A 17432-nucleotide genomic window follows, 5' to 3' on the forward strand; every position below is an offset into this window, starting at 1 on the left:
AGTTGTCTGACGGCTCAGTATTTGAACTGTCCGTTGCCTATGAATTCGCATATCAGCGAATCCGGCGTAACATCTGTTTTTTCTATCGGCACAAGCTTTTCAAGCACCTTTATGCACTCGCAAACCTCCGGAACGTCGGTAAGCTCCTGAAGCTGTGACAGAAGGTCGTTGCGGTATACCGACAGCTCATAGGACATGAATGTATCCACATCATAGTCGGAGCGGTACTTATACGGCATTATGTACTTGTTCTCGCCTGCTTCCACGCTGTGGAACATATTCATAGTCTCCCGGAGAGAGCGCTTGCGGAAGTTCTTATCCCGTATCATACGGCGCATAAGACGTATCCTTGACGGATGCAGGAGGATATCCTCATCAGATATCCTGGTGCGGACACTGACATATATCTTGCTTATCATGCTGTCAGGCACGGTTATTACCGCAGGATTCAGCGCATGGATACCCTCGAATATTACCAGCTCGTCTTTGTTGCGCTTGAACATCTTTCCGGAGCCGCAGCGTGTGGAGGTCTTGAAGTTGTACTTAGGGAGCTCTATCTCACGGCAGGCGCATATATCCTCTATCTGCTCGTTAAGGAGCTCACAGTCAACACGCAGCGGCGATTCAAGGTCCATTTTCCCCTCAGCCGCAAGAGCCTTTTCAGCCTCTGTCAGCGGACAGAACCAGTTGTCCATCGAAAGGGTATGCGTCTCATGTCCCATATCGTCAAGGAGCTTTTCTATCATCATCGCGGTAGTGGTCTTGCCGGAGCCCGACGGTCCCGACAGGAGTATTACCGGTTTTTCGTTGCGGTTCTCGGCGATATCGTCCGCTATCTTTTTCAGCTTGTAGAGGTAATCCTCGTTCACGGACTTTATATATCTGACAGGATCGCTGTCTATTCCCTGATTTATTCTTGTTATCTCAATATTCATTTATATCTCCCTTATCTTAAAATAAAATAATAAACGGAAGTAATTTTTTTCCTTCTCGTAAATAAACTGTTTTACAACATTAATATTATATCACATTTTTCGACGCATTTCAACCCGGTTATTTGTAGTTTTTAACGTCATTTTCAACAGAATGTTTAATCTGTTGCGGGAAATAGGGGCATTTCAAAAATTCTGTCTTTGCCTATTGACAAATTGTAAAATTTGTGCTAAGATAATTGTACAATATTACGAAAACGTCGATGAGGAAGGCTTTTCCGGAGCCGTTTCAGAGAGCAGCCGTCTGGTGCGAGGCTGCACGGTCAGGATATTACAGCATACCGCCTCTGAGTACGCCCAATAAGCGTCGGGAGCTCCCGTTACAGAGCACTTGAGATACGGAGCTTCTCTCCGTGTGAATCAGGGTGGAACCACGGTTATTATCGTCCCTTGTGCCTATTCATAGGCGTAAGGGGCTTTTTTGTTCTAAGGAGGTAAATCATGGCTTATAATCTGCATATTTTTAGAGGAACAGACTGGACAGACGGTGCTGATGATCCGATCACAGCAGATGAACTTCTCAGCATTGATGGCGTTGAGAAATTCAGTCAGCCTCCAATAACAAATCCAAGAACAGGTCTTTCAATGAGAATGAGTATGGGAATGGATAATATGTATTCATATGGTAATGCTGTATTCATGCTTGAAGATGGTATGATAACCGTTGCCTGCCGAAACGAAGACGTTCCTGATATAATGCGTCCGTTAGCAGAAGCTCTCGGAGCTGTTATTCAGGGAGACGAGGAAGAATATTATTGATAAATTATAATAATTCTGTTGCAAAGAAGGTGAGAATGTGAGCAATATCAGGTACAACGAACAGGAGGAAGCCTTCGAGCTGCCCTATAAGCTCTGGAACAATACCATGACGGTCCGCTTCTATACCGACGCCGAGGATACTATCATGAAAAAGCTCAGTGATATCGCAAAAAAACTCGCAAAGCTGGACGGTAGTAAAAGCACCGTTGCAGGTATGCTTATCGACGAGGGCTACTACGAAGGCTCAAACGCAGAGGAGCTTGCTAAGATACTCAGGCTCGAAAACGTATATGTGGATATCGACGACGAGGATACCGTTGTATGCTTCGATACAGGCACAGACGACGGTTTTATGCAGGGATTCGCCCATGTAGAGCTCTTCGGCGAGCTTTTCGAGATAACTGGCTGGGTCGAATGATATGGATATGCCAGTCCGTAAGGATATACGCCCCGATGACTATGATTATTCCCGCAGCGGCGAATTGTTCAGTAAATAATAAACACACATAAATATCATCAAAAAGGAGAGATCAATATGATCAGATTAACATTACCCGACGGCAGTGTCCGTGAGATTGAGGCTGCACAGTCAGCCGCAGAGATCGTAAAAGGCATAGGTATGGGACTTTACAAGGCTGCCTGCTGCGTAAAGATAAACGGAGAGGTAAAGGATCTCCGCACCGTTATCGACAGTGACTGTCAGTTCGAGGTCTGCACCTTCGACTCAATCGACGGCAAAAAGACCTTCTGGCACACAGCCTCCCATATACTTGCACAGGCTGTAAAGAGACTCTATCCCGCAGCAAAGCTTGCTATCGGTCCTGCTATCGACAACGGCTTCTACTACGATTTCGACCTTGAAAAGCCCTTCACTCCCGAAGAGCTCGAAAAGATCGAGGCTGAAATGAAGAATATCGTCAAGGATGGCATAGAGCTTGAAAAGTTCGAGCTTTCACCTGCCGAGGCTATCGCTAAGCTGAAGGAAATGGACGAGCCCTACAAGGTCGAGCTCTGCGAGGAGCACGCTGACAAGGGCGAGCCTATCTCATTCTACAAGCAGGGCGAGTTCATCGACCTCTGCGCAGGTCCTCACCTTATGACAACAGCTCCCGTAAAGGCTTTCAAGCTCATCTCATGTACAGGCGCTTACTGGCGCGGCAGTGAGAAGAACAAAATGCTCAGCCGTGTATACGCTACCGCATATCCCAAGGCAGCAGACCTTGAGGCTGACCTCAAACAGCGTGAAGAAGCAAAGCTCCGCGACCACAACAAGCTTGGACGTGAGCTGGAATACTTTACAACTGTTGACGTTATCGGTCAGGGACTTCCCGTACTTCTTCCGAAGGGCGCAAGAGTAGTTCAGCTCCTCCAGCGCTGGGTAGAGGACGTTGAACAGAAGCACGGCTATCTCCTCACAAAGACGCCTCTCTTCGCAAAGAGAGAATTCTTCAAGATATCAGGTCACTGGGATCACTACCTCGACGGTATGTTCATCATGGGCGACCCCTACGACGAGGAAAAGGAGTGCTTTGCCCTCCGTCCCATGACCTGTCCTTTCCAGTATCAGGTATTCCTCAACAGACAGCGCTCCTACCGTGATCTTCCTATGCGTCTGGGTGAGACCTCAACACTGTTCCGCAAGGAGGACTCAGGTGAGATGCACGGTCTTATCCGTGTTCGTCAGTTCACTATCTCCGAGGGACATCTTGTGCTCCGTCCCGAACAGCTTGAAGAGGAATTCAGGGGCTGTCTCGAACTTGCAAAGTATATGCTCGGCACAGTAGGTCTCCTTGAGGACTGTACCTTCCGTTTCTCACAGTGGGATCCTGCAAACCCGAAGAACAAGTACGAGGGCACAAAGGAGCAGTGGGATCATGCTCAGGATGTAATGGGCAAGATACTCGACCACCTCGGACTCGAATACACAATTGGTATCGACGAGGCTGCATTCTACGGTCCTAAGCTTGATATCCAGTACAAGAACGTATACGGCAAGGAAGACACTCTCGTTACTATCCAGATAGATATGCTTCTCGCTCAGCGCTTCGGCATGGAATATGTTGACGTTGACGGCACAAAGAAGACTCCTTATATCATTCACAGAACATCACTGGGCTGCTATGAGCGTACCCTCGCTTACATGATAGAGAAATACGCAGGCGCTATGCCTCTGTGGCTGGCTCCCGAACAGGTCCGTATCGTTCCTGTTGCTGACCGTCATCTTGACTTCTGCAACGAGCTCATGTCAAAGCTTGAAGCCGCAGGCATACGTGCTACTATCGACGACAGAGCAGAAAAGGTCGGCAAGAAGGTTCGTGACGCAAGACTTGAAAAGCTCCCTGTATGGGTAACTGTAGGCGATAAGGAAGTTGAGAGCAATACTGTTTCAGTAAGCTCAAGACGTGAGGGCGACCTCGGTTCAATGACTCCGGGCGAATTCATCGCAAAGCTCATTGAGGATATCGCAAACAAGGTAAGATAAACAGCTGAATAATAAAAATATAAAGCCTGTATTGTAATCAATACAGGCTTTTCTTTGTTTCAATGACAGCCTCGCAGCGGCTGCCGGACAAAAACTATTTTATGATATAAAGCTTCTCTTTTCCTTTGGTGGTTTCGAATACGGCAACTCCTCCGTCCGGAATCACAGTCTGACGGTATTCTCCTTTTTCAAGCACGGTATAAACAATACCATAATCAGGCAGAAGGAGCTTCACACTATTGCAGTTCATAATTATCTTTCCGTCAACAACAACAGGGATCTCTCTGATATTGTAATCGTCCAGTGAACTTGTATAATGCATATTTTTCTCCAGATCGAACGTGTCTATACCATATCCCATGTAGCAGATCAGGTATCTGTCATCGCTGTATATCGGTGAACCAATTTCACAGTCTTCCTTAATATTGAAGTCATATCCTTCCATGTGGAGCTTATAATATTCTCCGTTTAATTCATATGACGCAATGGAGCCATCTGTTCCCTTGAAACTGTCACTTTGCCCGTCATATGCATAGATGTCAATTGCAACTTCACCTGAAGTGTATTCAATTATCTCAAGCAGTACCTCATCTTTCAAATCGCTGCCAAAAATGTTTGCATAAACGCTGTTTATGCTTTGCAAAAAAGCCTCTGCATTTCCAATTCCTTTTTCAAATACCGTCCTTTCCTTCATTGTACTCAGGTCAACGATATTTACAGAAAGATCCTCTCCGTTTATTTCACAGTAAAACAATTCATTATCCCTGAAAGCAAAACTGCAGGTGACTTTGTTTATATCATCAGACGACCAGCTGTAAAGTTCTTCAAGCTTGCTGCTGTTCAGGTCATACCTGAAGAACGACCATTCAAAAAAACTTCTGATACGCGGTGAACTGCCATATTCCACAATGAAATATACCTTTCCGTCAATGCCGCTGAATTCAATGATCCTGCCCTCTTCAGGCTGGTCTGTAACAAGATCAGTTCTCTGCACCTGGGTATATATCCCGTTTTCAAATCGCAGATGCTCCTGATTTCTGAAAAAGAAATCCGCATATTCAGCTCTGTTGCATATGGGGATCCTTTCGCCGAAATCAAGGTTTTTCAGGTCATAGCTCTCGATACTGCAAGGCGGTTCATCATATGACATTATCGTTCTGACAGTAATATCCCTGAAATTGTCTGAATAATATTCCTTTCTGCTTTCAGACACATTTTCGCTGACGGAAGAGATCTCGGAAGTATTTTCGGTAACATTTTCCGTCACGGTGTTTTCCGGAATAATGTTGTTTTTATCCTCGCTGCATGAAAACAGTCCTGTCAAAAGTACAGCTGCTGCAAAAAAACTTATGATACGCTTCATTTTTTCTCCTCTCAGCCTGAATACAGACTTTCCTTATTTTATCACATACAGCCTTTCACAGCCTGATGTAAAGTCTGTCACAACCAATCTGCCGTTGTCTTCACTCATCTGATATTCCCCGCTGTCAAGAACGTCAAAAATGAGTCCCTGCTCCGGTATGAGACATTTTAAATCTCTGCCCAGAAGGAATATCTTTCCGTCTTTTACTCCTATCTCATAAAAAAAATCTATATCGGACATCGAATTCATATAGCACTCATTCTTTTCAAGGTCATAGGTCTCAATACAGTCATTGCCATAGAAATACAGACGATCCTTTTCCATGTATATCAGGCCGATGCTGCCTTCCGATACATTAAATTCATATTCATCAGTGGAAATCGTACCGCCGGAGCTAAAAAACGGATTGATACGGATATAATCCTCCGCAAAGCAGTCATTATCACTGTCGTAATAATACATTCTTTGTTTGTGTGAATATGAAAGCTCCTCAATAGTCTCAACAAGAAATACTGTATCTGTACTTGTTGTTGCGAATATCAAAGAAAATCTGCTGCCTGTTGTCAGCGCAAACCTCTCAGAGCCGCTTTCTTTTTCAAATACCGTTCTTTCCTTGCCTGAGCTGAGATCAATAACATTTACATATACTTTTTCACCGCGACTTATACAGCAGAACACCTCGTTGTCTCTTAAAATGACATTGCTGCAGTACTTATCCACAGCGTCAGATGACCAGCTGTATACCTCATCTGTCCTGCCGCTCCCTGTGTCATAGCTGAACAATGCCCAGTCATAACAGCCCTTGTGGCTGTTGCTGTTATCAATTATCAGTCCGTAATCAACAAGCAGATATATTTTTCCGTTATCGGCAAAGCTGTTTATCATAAAGCCCTTTTCAGGCTTATCAGAATAATCGTGCCAGTCCACCCTCGCACGGTATTCCATATCGTCAAGGTCTACAATACGGTCGCCCTTCATGCCCTCATAAAACTTCTCCGCGTTTTCGGCTCTGTTGCACACCGGTATCCTTTCGCCGAAATCCATGCCTCTCAGGTCATAGCTCTTGATCTCACAGTCGGCTTTTTCGCCTGTGAACACAGTGGATACATTTATACTCCTGAATTCGTCCGAACTGATGATCCTTTTCTGAGACGTGCCCTCCTCGGCAGCAGCGCTCCCAGACTCTTCCGAAGCGTTTTCGATATCTGCGTTTTCACTGACGACCGTATCGCCGCCGCTTTCAAAAGCGCTTTCCGTTACTACGTTTTCAGGCTTTTCCGGAGTTATGTCGTCTTTCTTGTCATTGCATGAAAATAAAGCTGCCGCAAAAACAAAAACGGTAAATAAACTTATGATACGTCTCATTTTATACTCCCTTCAGCGTATAATATATATGTGGTCTGTCTATTATCTGTATTGAAACCTTTTTCAGCCGGTCTTTCTTTTAATTTTACTGTTTTTTGCGAAATGTGTCAACCTAAAACGCAAAATATCACAATTGCACAATGGATTCATGTATTTTCCCCAAATCCTTTATGCAGTCAGAGTATGATTTTGTCATTTGTTTGGAATTTCAGAGCCAAATGTACACAAATTTGCAAAAAACAGCAATTTGTGGTATAATATTATGATAATGCAAGATATCTACCCATACACAGACGACGACTTTATCCAATAGGAGCAATTTAATATGAGTACTGAAACTTTAATGAAATACGATTCTCCAGCAGAGAGCTTCAGCGAAGCTCTGCCTATCGGAAACGGACGTATCGGTGCAATGATCTACGGTACAGCTCTGAACGAAGCTATCGTTCTCAATGAGGACTCTGTCTGGTCGGGCGGTCTCCGCCACAGGATAAATCCGGACGCAGCGGACGGCTTCAGGGAGGTGCGCGGTCTTCTTAGAGAGGGCAGAACAGCCGAAGCAGAGGAAGCTGCCCTGAACAAGATGCAGGGCGTTACTCCGAATATGCGCCGTTATATGCCGCTCGGCGAGCTCGATATCGCCCTCGAAGCAGACGGAAAAGCCCGTGAATATTCACGCAGTCTCGATATAGGCAGCGCCGTTGCGGACGCTTCTTTCTCTGTGAACGGCGTGGTATACACAAAGGAATACTTCATCTCCGCACCTGACGAGGTAATGGTAGTGCGTATACACGCCTCCGAACCGGGCTCGGTATCCCTTTCATGCGGTCTCGGCGGACGGGACGACTGCTACGACGACAACCGCCCCTGCGGTAAAAATATGATACTCTTCAACGGCGGCACCGGAAGCCGCGACGGTATTTTCTTCGCAGCCTGCCTCGGCGCTTCCTCCAAAGGCGGAAGCATAAAAACAGTGGGCAGCAGGATATGCGTCAAGGACGCTGACGAGGTAATGCTGGTACTCTCGGTAAGGACCAGCTTCTACAGCCAGATGTATGAGGATTCCGCGAAGCTTGACGCTGAAATGGCTTTGCAGTGCGATTTTGACGAGCTGTACTACCGCCATGTGAACGACTACAAGGAGCTCTTCGACAGAGTGGAGCTCTCTCTCAATGACAACAGCGGCGAGGAGCTTACCCTCCTTTCCACTCCCGAACGCCTTGACCGTATCAAGGGCGACGAGCTGGACAATACCGACTGCCGCAGACTTATCAACGACAACAAGCTCATCGAGCTCTACTTCAACTTCGGAAGGTACCTTATGATATCATGCAGCCGTGCAGGCACTCAGCCCGCAAACCTTCAGGGACTCTGGAACGACCTTATGTCGCCTCCCAACGGCAGCCGCTATTCCCTGAACCTCAATACCGAGATGAGCTACTGGCCCGCGGAGAGCTGCAATCTTTCAGAATGCCACCTGCCCCTTTTTGACCTGCTGGAGCGTGTATGCGGAAACGGCAGGGTCACAGCAAAGGAGATGTACGGCATAAACAAGGGCTTCGTGTGCCACAGCCACACCGATATATGGGGCGATTCGGCTCCGCAGGGTGAAAGCTGCACCTCAAGCATATGGCCTATGGGCGGCGCATGGCTGGCTATACACGTCTTTGAACACTATGAATATACCCTCGACACGGATTTCCTTGCCGAGAAATACCATATACTAAAGGAAGCTGCCGAGTTCTTCACCGAATATCTCACTGACGACGGCAGCGGCAGACTCGTGTCAGGTCCTTCCGTTTCCCCGGAAAATACCTACATCGACGGAAACGGCACCGAAGCAAGTCTGTGCATGGGTCCCGCAATGGACTCGCAGATACTCACCGTGCTTTTCTGCTCCGCCATAAAGGCTGCTCATATACTCGGCAGGGACGAGGCGTTTGCCGCAAAGCTGACGGCTATGCTGAAAAAGCTACCTCAGCCGCAGGTGGGCAAGTACGGACAGATAATGGAATGGGCTGAGGACTACGACGAAAAGGATATAGGACATACCCATATATCCCAGCTTTTCGCGCTTTATCCGGCAGGTCTCATCTCTCCGGTCAGAACGCCCAAGCTCGCGGACGCCGCAAGAGCTACCCTCGTCCGCAGGCTTATCCACGGCGGAGGATACACAGGCTACAGCAGCGCATGGGTAACAAATATGTGGGCAAGGCTCTTCGACGGCAGAATGGTCTACGAGAACCTTATGCGCCTGCTCTCACATTATACAAATCCGAATATGACCGTTTCAAAGCCGGCTTTGCAGCTGGAGGGAAATTTCGGCGGAACTGCCGCCATAGCTGAGGCTCTCATGCAGAGCTGCGGCGGAGAGATAAATCTCCTGCCCGCACTTCCCGATGAATGGAACAACGGTCACGTATGCGGTCTGAAAGCAAAGGGAGGCTTTACTGCCGACATCTTCTGGACTGCCAATAAACTCAACCGTGCCGAGATAACCTCTGAGCTCGGCGGCGAACTCAGACTACGCGCAAACTGCGCAGTAAGCGTTTCCTGCGACGGTGCTCCCGTAGATCTGCGCACAGAGGACGGTCTGGTAATATTCAGCACAGAACGGGGCTGTACCTATACTATCAAGGCATGATCTCCCAGGAGGATTAAATGGACATTCGCAAACCTATCGCTCTTGCAGCAGCAGCGGCGGCTGCTTTATCGTCTTTTGCCGCCTGTAACAAAAAGAATAAGATGACCGCTTCCGTGCCGATAATCGTGGAATCTGTCTCGGATCCCACCACAGCGGTGACGACTACCGTACCAGTGGAGACATATCCGGACTATCCCGTCACCTTTCCCGAAATAGAGAAAAAGGAGTCCGGAAACCTCTATGAAGCTGAAAACGGTGAGCTGAAGGGCGGCGCAAAAGCGGCTACTGATATGCCGGATTTCAGCGGTGACGGCTATGTCACAGGCTTCGGCAGCGAGGGCAAGGCTTCCGTCGTTTTCGAGATAGATGTCCCCACAAATCAGCACTATGACCTTTCCTTCAATATTTCTTCCGGAAAAGCCGCGGACTGCCGCATTACTCTCGGAGACAAACAGCTGACTGTATTCAGGTCCGCGGACAACGGCAAATTTACTTATATAACCCTATACGGAGTTTTTCTCACAAAGGGCAGGCAGAAACTGGAAATAACGCCGCTGAACGGCGATATCTGCCTTGATTACCTGAAAATAGAGAACAATACCTCCCTCAGCGATATAAGCTACGACGCAAAGGGCGACACGGTCAACAAGAACGCAGGGGAATCCGCAAAGGAGATAATGAGCTTCCTGTCAGAGAATTACGGAAAATATATGCTGACAGGTCAGTACGCCTACGGCGGAAATAATTCCGAGCTCGACCTCATTTACCGTACTACAGGCAAATATCCCGTTGTACGGTGCTCCACGCTCGATGTCCCCGATGAGAGCTTCGACGATTCCTTCCGGGAAATAGACGCTTCCGCGGAATGGTATTTCAACGGCGGCATACCCTTTATAAGCTGGTACTGGAAAGCTCCGTCGGATACGAAAAGCGGTATGCGCACTGAGGATACTGATTTCGACATCTCAAAAGCCGTTACAAATGAGGAGCTTGCAGAGCTTACCGAGGAAGAGATACGCGAGCTCTACAGCAAGGGAATTATTTCCAGGGAATGTTACGGCATAATACTTGATATAGACAATATGGCAGGTCAGCTGACCTCCCTTAAAAACCGCGGTGTGCCCGTACTTTGGAGACCACTCCCCGAAGGCAGCGGCAGCTGGTACTGGTGGGGCGCTCAGGGCGACAAGCCCTACAAGTGGCTGTGGAAACTGATATACGAACGCTTCACGAAGTATTTCGATCTGGATAACCTTATCTGGGTATGGAACGGTCAGAGCGAAGGCAGCCTTGTGGACAAGCGTACCTTCGATATCGCCTCGGTAGACCTTTATATAAACGACGAAAAGGACTACGGAAACAGATATTATGATGCCTTCGCGGCAGTACAGAAATTCGTGGGTACCGACAAGATAATAGCTATAAGCGAGTGCGGAAGCGTTCCCGACATGGACGCTGCTTTCCGCGATAATGCGGTATGGTCCTTCTTCGGAGTGTGGTACGGAAAGTACATACAGGACGATAAGGGCGAATACAGCGAGGAATATACCAACACGGAAGCCCTCATAAGAGCCTACAACTCCGACGGAGCCATAACCCTCGACGAGTACAGAAAGCTCAGGGGACTGGACGAGCCCGGAACAGCAGATAAAAAGGAGGACGCGGATGAATGACGATTTTACCCCGGTAAGACCTGATTCCGAGGTGCAGAAGGAACTCACCGAAAAAATGCTCCGCGAAGTCTCAAGGAACGACCACGCTGCGGTAAGCTTCAGAATGTGGGACACCCTTGTTTTGATGCCCTTTTCTCAGCCTGAGGACCTGTTCCTCTTCATGGAGGACGACTTCGCCATGTACAATACCGGCGAAAAGACCTTTACCGAGCTCCGTACAGAGGCGCAGAAGGCCGCAGAGAAAAAGTACGCTCTCAAGGGCAATGTCACCCTTGAAAAGATATACGACATATTCGTGAAGCTCAGCGGCGTTTCGCCGTCCTGCCGTGATAAGCTCATCATGAGGGAATGCGACCTTGTACATCATTTCGCATTTCCGAGAAAAACCGGCAAGCTCCTTTTTGACAAGGCTAAATACTGCCATAATAAGGTCATAGTGGTCTCGGATTCCTACTATCCCCGCGATGTTGTGGTAAAGGTGCTCTGCGACTGCGGCTACGGCGAATACAGCTCCCTTGTGATACCCTCGGAGAATAATATCCCCGATTCCGCGGCAACAGGCTTCATAGACCTTGTTATCAAAAAATCCGGAGTCGGCGCAGAGAATATACTCCATATAGGCGGCGACCTGATAAACGATGTGGAAGCCCCAATACAGCGCGGCATGAAAGCCCTGCTGCTCCAGCCGGTGCTGCCTCTTATGGTAAGGTCGGGCAGGCTCAGAGGCTTCATAGAGGAGAAGCATCTGTATGACATAGACGAAAAGCAGTTCATGGCGCTGAGATGCTCATTTGCACTGTACGCTGCCTACGGCTTCGACGCTCCCCAGAACAAGGTGCCGAAAAGCGACTTCTGCGGCGACGAGTATATGATAGGCTTCATAATACTCGGTCCCCTCTGCTTTATCAAAGACTTTGAGCCACAGTCGGATATGCAGTCAGAGCTTATCGCGGCTATGGAGAAAAATCAGAAAATTATAGACGGCAGGCTCGATTTTGAGAAGATGCTGTATCATCATTTCGGCGATTTCATCGGGAAATACGGCGGCGAAGGCTGTCAGCTGGCACTGGAATTCCTCGAAAAACACAGCTATATCGGCGACAGGGAGAAAATAATCCCCTTTCTTTCCGATAAAGGCAGTAAAAAATGGGGAAGACCCGAAAGCGAGCCGAAGCTTGCGCCCGTCCATACAAAACCGGTCAAAAAGAACGTCCTTCAGAAGCTTGCCGACAAGCTTTTCCCGGAGGGAACAAAGGTGAGAAATATGACAGACGACGTTCTCACCGGTAAAAAACGGAAAAAATAACCTTTTCCATGCGTATTCATATTTATGCGACAGCCTTATTCGACGGCGTTTTATAACAGTCCGGAACTGTTACATTTCCGGCGCAAAAACCGCGTAATATCCTAAAAAAACCCGTTGCTGCCCCTTTTGTGATGTGATATCATTATTAAGCGGTCGAAACCGCGGAACAAAAGGAGGTATAAAATATGAATAACAAAGTAAAGGTGCTTATCGGCGACGATTCCGCTGAAACAGGAGTCAGCGTTGCAAATAAGCTCCGTGAAAAGGGTATGTACGCTTACACAAGACGCAAGGACTGCGGTGTGATACTTGAATCCATAAAAAAGGATCCCCCGGACGCAGCCGTCCTCGATATCTCATCACAGAACGGCGATGTTATATCACTGATGAAGAATGTCAGGGAATCAGGCATAAAACCGCCTGTTTTCATCATAACATCATCTTATGACAACGAGTTCATCGAGCGTCAGGTGACAGAAAACGGAGCCTCACGCTTCATGCTCCGTCCATGCAGCGCCGACGACCTGTGTACAGCTATAAACTCAGCTCTCGGCGACAGAGTGAGCAGTCTCAGCGACGATATGGAGGTTGTAGTCACCGATATGATACATCAGCTTGGCGTTCCCGCTCATATCAAGGGATACCACTACCTCAGAACAGCTATACTCTATTCCATAGAGGATAAGACCCTGCTTGACAGCGTTACAAAGCTGCTCTATCCCACAGTCGCAGGTATCTACGATACCACTTCATCTCGTGTTGAACGCGCTATCCGCCACGCTATAGAAATAGCATGGGACAGAGGCAACGTCGACACCCTCAATTCCTTTTTCGGCTATACAGTAGATACCGGAAAGGGCAAGCCTACAAATTCGGAATTTATCGCACTTATCACGGATAAGCTCCGTCTGCGCTACAAAAGCGCTCTCAGAACTCACTGATATCCTTTAAGCTGTGATGATGACGGATTGTATATATATCGCTAAGCGCAGGTATTTTCTGCTCAGCGACAGAATAAAAGTAAAGGAGAATCATCATGGCATTAAGAAAAATCGATATCAGCGAGCTTTCATTCAATCCCTTCGACAAGATAGGCAAACAGTGGATGCTCCTGACAGGCGGAAACAGGGAAAAATACAATACCATGACCGCTTCATGGGGTCAGCTCGGCGTTCTTTGGAATAAAAATGTACTGACCTGCTATATCAGACCTAACCGCTATACTTATGAGTTCATTGATAAAGATGAATGCTTTACTGCAAGCTTTTTCAGCGAAGAACAAAGAAATGCCCTTTCCTTCTGCGGCTCCCATTCGGGCAGAGACTGCGACAAGGCAAAGGAGACAGGTCTTACTCCCGCTGAAATAGACGGCTGCATGACATTCGCAGAGGCTGAACTCGTTCTTGTATGCCGTAAGCTTTACAGCTACGACCTGCAGGAAAGCGGATTTCTTACCGACGACGGTATCCCCGGAAAATTCTTTTCCTCTGATCCGTACCACAGAGCGTATATATCCGAAATTATCGGAGTATACGTCAAGGAATGATATTACCGGCATAAAGTAAAGATAATATCATAAAATAACTGTGCATAAAAATATATCGCACAGTCAGGAGCTCTTATGCTCAATGGGGTATTACTGTTATTTTTTTAACACTGAGCTATTTCCATATCCGTAGTGAACTGTATCAGTCATTATGGAAAAACTCATTGGAGGGATATTAATGAAGAAAAACATTTTTAAAGAGGTCGCTGAAAAGAACGGAGTGACCGAAGAGGAAGTAAGACGTGAGATAGAAAAGTCCATAGCAGAAGCCTGCAAGGATCCCGACGCGCCTATAAACAAGATCGGCAAGGGCAAGGTACCCACTCCCGAGGAGGTCATGGAGCACGTCCTCAAGGAGCTCGAAAAAGCGAATATGAACTGAAAAGATCCCCCTATAGCTTAGGGGGATCTTTTTTTTACGGAATATTTTTCATCCTCGGACAAATAAATGGAGATAGCATGATTCTCAATTCTCAACTCCGAACTCTCAACTTAATAAAAACGCCCCCTGCCGACCGTGAGTTGTCCGCAGGGGGATTTAATTCTTATATGATCAAAAAAGACCTTATTCAGCAGAGTTGAGCTTCTTAGCGAGCTGTGACTTCTTTCTTGCAGCCTTATTCTTGTGCATAAGACCCTTTGCGCAAGCCTGATCAACTCTCTTGATAGCAACCTTGATAGCCTCTGCCTTGTCAGCAGCACCGCTTGTTACAGCTGCATCAGCCTTCTTGAGAATAGTCTTGAGATTGGACTTTCTTGCCTTATTGGCAGCAGCCTTTGTAGCATTGACCTTTACTCTCTTCTTTGCAGACTTAATGTTTGGCATTTTGTTACACCTCCTTGAATTATGCAGACCGAATAATCGTCCGCATTTAACAGATAATAGGAGCAAACACGGGTTTAGTTCACTCCCTGACAGCTGCAACGCACAGCTGCCCTACTGAGACAAATATAATTATAGCATTTTTCAACACTGTTTGCAATAGTTAAAAGTGAAATAATCCTGAGAAATATTTTCCACAATTAAAGCATAATGCACAATATACGGAGGTATACATGGAGATCCGGACAGATCTTGCCCTTGAAAGTATAACGGAAGATGATATGACAGAGAATGTTCATATACGGACAAGAGGCGATATATTCAGTATTACCGAGATAATCATAGACGATGACAGCTGTCTTGCTTCAATAGGCAAGGGCAAGGGACGGTATATAACCCTTGAGGGCGGCAGTCTCAGCCGTTTTTCCGAGGATTACAGGCTCATGGCAGAGGAGCTGGCACAGGAGCTCTCAGCGCTTCTCCCCGAAGGAGAAGTGCTCGTGGTTGGACTTGGCAATAATGACATAACTCCCGACGCCATAGGTCCGCAGACAGCTTCAAAGGTACTTGCCACCCGGCATTTAAGGGAGGAGCTCGACAGCGATGAGGAACACTTCCTCACGTCCCTGCGGCGTGTAAGCGCCTTTGCAGGGGGAGTTATGGGACAGACCGGTATCGAGACTGCGGAGATAGTCCGGGCTATAGCAGCGGAGCTCCGACCTGCCGCCATTATTGCGATCGACGCTCTCGCCTGCACGGATATAAGCCGTCTCGGCACTACCATACAGATAACCGATACAGGTATATCTCCGGGGAGCGGCGTTTCCAACGAGCGTAAGGAGCTGTCGGAAAAGCTTTTCGGTATACCCGTTATCGCCGTTGGAGTTCCCACAGTTGTGGATATGCATACTATCGTAAAAAGTCTCACGGGGAAAAGAATAAACGGGGAGCTGCCCAATATGATGGTGACTCCCCGTGATATCGACCGCCTGACGGAAAGAGCCTCTCAGCTACTTGCCTTCGGGATAAACCTCGCCTTGCAGCCCACCCTCAGCTTTGAGGACGTGAGAGGTCTTTTTTAATGCGTAATTATTATGTCGGCTTCATTTAATTATTTATAGGAACGCCATTTCAGCGCCCATGCCAAAATCATCGGATTTTGCGGACGCCCAAAGGGCGCCCCTACAAATTGCGCCGTAAGCGATGTGCGGGTATCGGTTTTTGTGATAGTGAGCGAGCTTGCAAGCGACAACGTGGTAAGCCAGCGCGGGCTCAGCACGCTACCACATGAATTCCACATCGGGAGCTTTTACCATTTTTATCTCAGGCTCTGGCTGGGCGAGCTGCTGCTCCTTTTCTTCTTTGAGAAGCGCCTTTGCAAGCTCCTCCATTTCAACTATCTCATGGAAATAATCGTTGAGAGGCTGCACCGCCTGAAAGACCTCGGCGGTATGCTCCGCTATTTTTCGGGAGAAAAGCTCCGCCGGGTCGCCGACCTTAGTATATACGCTCAGTCCCTTTTTCACGAAAAAGCGCTCCAGCTCAGGTACAGGACAGGACTTTTTACGCTTATATTCTTCACCGCCGAGGGTCAGCCCGTACTTTTCAACAAGATCATCGACCATGTTGAGAAATGGCTCTGCGTCCTCAAGAAGTCCGCTGCGGAAACGCTCCATAACAGCGGCTTCGGGCTTTGAGATACGGAAGCCGAACTCAGCTCCCTCTGGTGAAAGCTCGAAATAAAGGGTGGGAGTCTTGTTCCAGTACCATGCGTCATAGCGGATATATATCCACATCGTATCGCGGTAGTGGAGGTACGGCGCAAAATTCTCGTCGCGGTATATCCTTCCCACCTTGTACATCATGCCGTCGATATCGGAAAATGGCGCAAAAAGCTCCTCACCGAGAGCCTTCAGCGGCTCATATATCTTTCCGGTGTAGACCACCTTACGCGGCTCGAACCAGTCTTTATTGTTGTTATGCCTTATACCAAGGAGGAACTCCAGCGCCTCCTGCGAAAATCCTTCAAACATTTATATCTCCTTCTATAAATCCAAATTTAGCAAAGCTAAATTTGGATTTAGTTGAAAATTGAGAGTGGAGAGTTAAGAGTTAATGAGTTCGCTGCGCTCATATTATTTAAATTATATCGCCGCAGGCGATACACCACAACTGTCAACTCTCAATTCTCAACTCTAAAATAAATCATAATTTTGCTCCGCAAAATTATGATTTATTATATCACAGTTTGCAATATTATTCAAGTGAGCAAAATAACACCTGATTTTTACAGCAATATAATCCTACTTTTATTTCACAAGACGGTGAAATAACTTTCAACATAGTGTTGAATAGAGTGTGGATTCATATGTTCGATTGTTGATAACTATGTTGAAAAGGTGGAAAACAACGCAGAATACACTTTTTGGAAGTAGGTAAAAGTTGAAAACCCTGTGGATAAACGGGGAAAATAAGTAAA

Annotated in this window: 15 protein-coding genes; 10 read left to right on the forward strand and 5 right to left on the reverse strand. The window is 47.2% G+C overall.

The features are described from left to right. Nucleotides 1-14: 14 nt before the first annotated feature. The gene (locus tag QZZ36_RS09910; protein ID WP_295080852.1) at nucleotides 15-935 is read right to left on the reverse strand and encodes an adenylyl-sulfate kinase; all 921 of its coding nucleotides are present in this window, start codon (nucleotides 933-935) and stop codon (nucleotides 15-17) included. Between the two features lie 498 nt (nucleotides 936-1433). Here QZZ36_RS09910 and QZZ36_RS09915 point away from each other — a divergent pair, with 498 nt between their 5' ends. The 3 genes from QZZ36_RS09915 (at nucleotide 1434) to thrS (ending at nucleotide 4233) form a co-directional block, all read left to right on the forward strand. Next, complete coding sequence (locus tag QZZ36_RS09915; RefSeq protein ID WP_295080855.1) at nucleotides 1434-1751, forward strand: hypothetical protein; 318 nt, start codon at nucleotides 1434-1436, stop codon at nucleotides 1749-1751. 37 nt (nucleotides 1752-1788) lie between these two features. Next, nucleotides 1789-2169, forward strand: coding sequence for a hypothetical protein (locus QZZ36_RS09920; RefSeq protein WP_295080858.1), 381 nt, complete (start codon nucleotides 1789-1791; stop codon nucleotides 2167-2169). A 117-nt stretch (nucleotides 2170-2286) separates the two neighbouring features. Continuing rightward, nucleotides 2287-4233 carry a threonine--tRNA ligase gene (thrS, locus tag QZZ36_RS09925; RefSeq protein ID WP_295080861.1) on the forward strand — a complete coding sequence of 649 codons (1947 nt, stop codon included), beginning with the start codon at nucleotides 2287-2289 and terminating at the stop codon, nucleotides 4231-4233. A 94-nt stretch (nucleotides 4234-4327) separates the two neighbouring features. Here the strand turns inward: thrS and QZZ36_RS09930 are convergent, their stop codons facing one another. After that, nucleotides 4328-5596: a hypothetical protein gene (locus QZZ36_RS09930; RefSeq protein ID WP_295080866.1), complete on the reverse strand. Its 1269-nt coding sequence runs from the start codon at nucleotides 5594-5596 to the stop codon at nucleotides 4328-4330. 33 nt (nucleotides 5597-5629) lie between these two features. Continuing rightward, a complete protein-coding gene (locus QZZ36_RS09935; protein ID WP_295080870.1) occupies nucleotides 5630-6961 on the reverse strand; it encodes a hypothetical protein in 1332 nt (443 codons plus the stop codon). A gap of 325 nt (nucleotides 6962-7286) precedes the next feature. Here QZZ36_RS09935 and QZZ36_RS09940 point away from each other — a divergent pair, with 325 nt between their 5' ends. The 6 genes from QZZ36_RS09940 (at nucleotide 7287) to QZZ36_RS09965 (ending at nucleotide 14512) form a co-directional block, all read left to right on the forward strand. Then, nucleotides 7287-9605, forward strand: coding sequence for a glycoside hydrolase family 95 protein (locus tag QZZ36_RS09940; RefSeq protein ID WP_295080874.1), 2319 nt, complete (start codon nucleotides 7287-7289; stop codon nucleotides 9603-9605). A 17-nt stretch (nucleotides 9606-9622) separates the two neighbouring features. Further along, nucleotides 9623-11278 carry a glycosyl hydrolase gene (locus QZZ36_RS09945; protein ID WP_295080878.1) on the forward strand — a complete coding sequence of 552 codons (1656 nt, stop codon included), beginning with the start codon at nucleotides 9623-9625 and terminating at the stop codon, nucleotides 11276-11278. After that, complete coding sequence (locus tag QZZ36_RS09950; RefSeq protein ID WP_295080881.1) at nucleotides 11271-12584, forward strand: hypothetical protein; 1314 nt, start codon at nucleotides 11271-11273, stop codon at nucleotides 12582-12584. Before QZZ36_RS09945 ends, QZZ36_RS09950 begins: the two co-directional genes overlap by 8 nt. Before the next feature lie 185 nt (nucleotides 12585-12769). After that, nucleotides 12770-13525 carry a sporulation transcription factor Spo0A gene (spo0A, locus tag QZZ36_RS09955; RefSeq protein WP_295080885.1) on the forward strand — a complete coding sequence of 252 codons (756 nt, stop codon included), beginning with the start codon at nucleotides 12770-12772 and terminating at the stop codon, nucleotides 13523-13525. 95 nt (nucleotides 13526-13620) lie between these two features. Beyond that, nucleotides 13621-14130 (forward strand): flavin reductase, encoded by a 510-nt coding sequence (locus QZZ36_RS09960; RefSeq protein ID WP_295080889.1) that lies wholly within the window; start codon nucleotides 13621-13623, stop codon nucleotides 14128-14130. A gap of 178 nt (nucleotides 14131-14308) precedes the next feature. Continuing rightward, nucleotides 14309-14512: a hypothetical protein gene (locus QZZ36_RS09965; protein ID WP_295080894.1), complete on the forward strand. Its 204-nt coding sequence runs from the start codon at nucleotides 14309-14311 to the stop codon at nucleotides 14510-14512. Between the two features lie 183 nt (nucleotides 14513-14695). On the opposite strand, the gene rpsT is transcribed toward QZZ36_RS09965, so the two are convergent. Beyond that, a complete protein-coding gene (gene rpsT / locus QZZ36_RS09970) occupies nucleotides 14696-14956 on the reverse strand; it encodes a 30S ribosomal protein S20 (protein WP_295080897.1) in 261 nt (86 codons plus the stop codon). A gap of 230 nt (nucleotides 14957-15186) precedes the next feature. On the opposite strand from rpsT, the gene gpr reads away from it, so the two are divergent. After that, nucleotides 15187-16035 (forward strand): GPR endopeptidase, encoded by an 849-nt coding sequence (gene gpr, locus QZZ36_RS09975; protein ID WP_295080900.1) that lies wholly within the window; start codon nucleotides 15187-15189, stop codon nucleotides 16033-16035. Between the two features lie 198 nt (nucleotides 16036-16233). On the opposite strand, the gene QZZ36_RS09980 is transcribed toward gpr, so the two are convergent. Then, nucleotides 16234-16986 carry a DUF2461 family protein gene (locus QZZ36_RS09980; RefSeq protein WP_295080903.1) on the reverse strand — a complete coding sequence of 251 codons (753 nt, stop codon included), beginning with the start codon at nucleotides 16984-16986 and terminating at the stop codon, nucleotides 16234-16236. Nucleotides 16987-17432 lie beyond the last annotated feature (446 nt).

The sequence above is a fragment of the Ruminococcus sp. genome, assembly GCF_016287535.1.
Lineage (GTDB): Bacteria > Bacillota > Clostridia > Oscillospirales > Ruminococcaceae > Ruminococcus.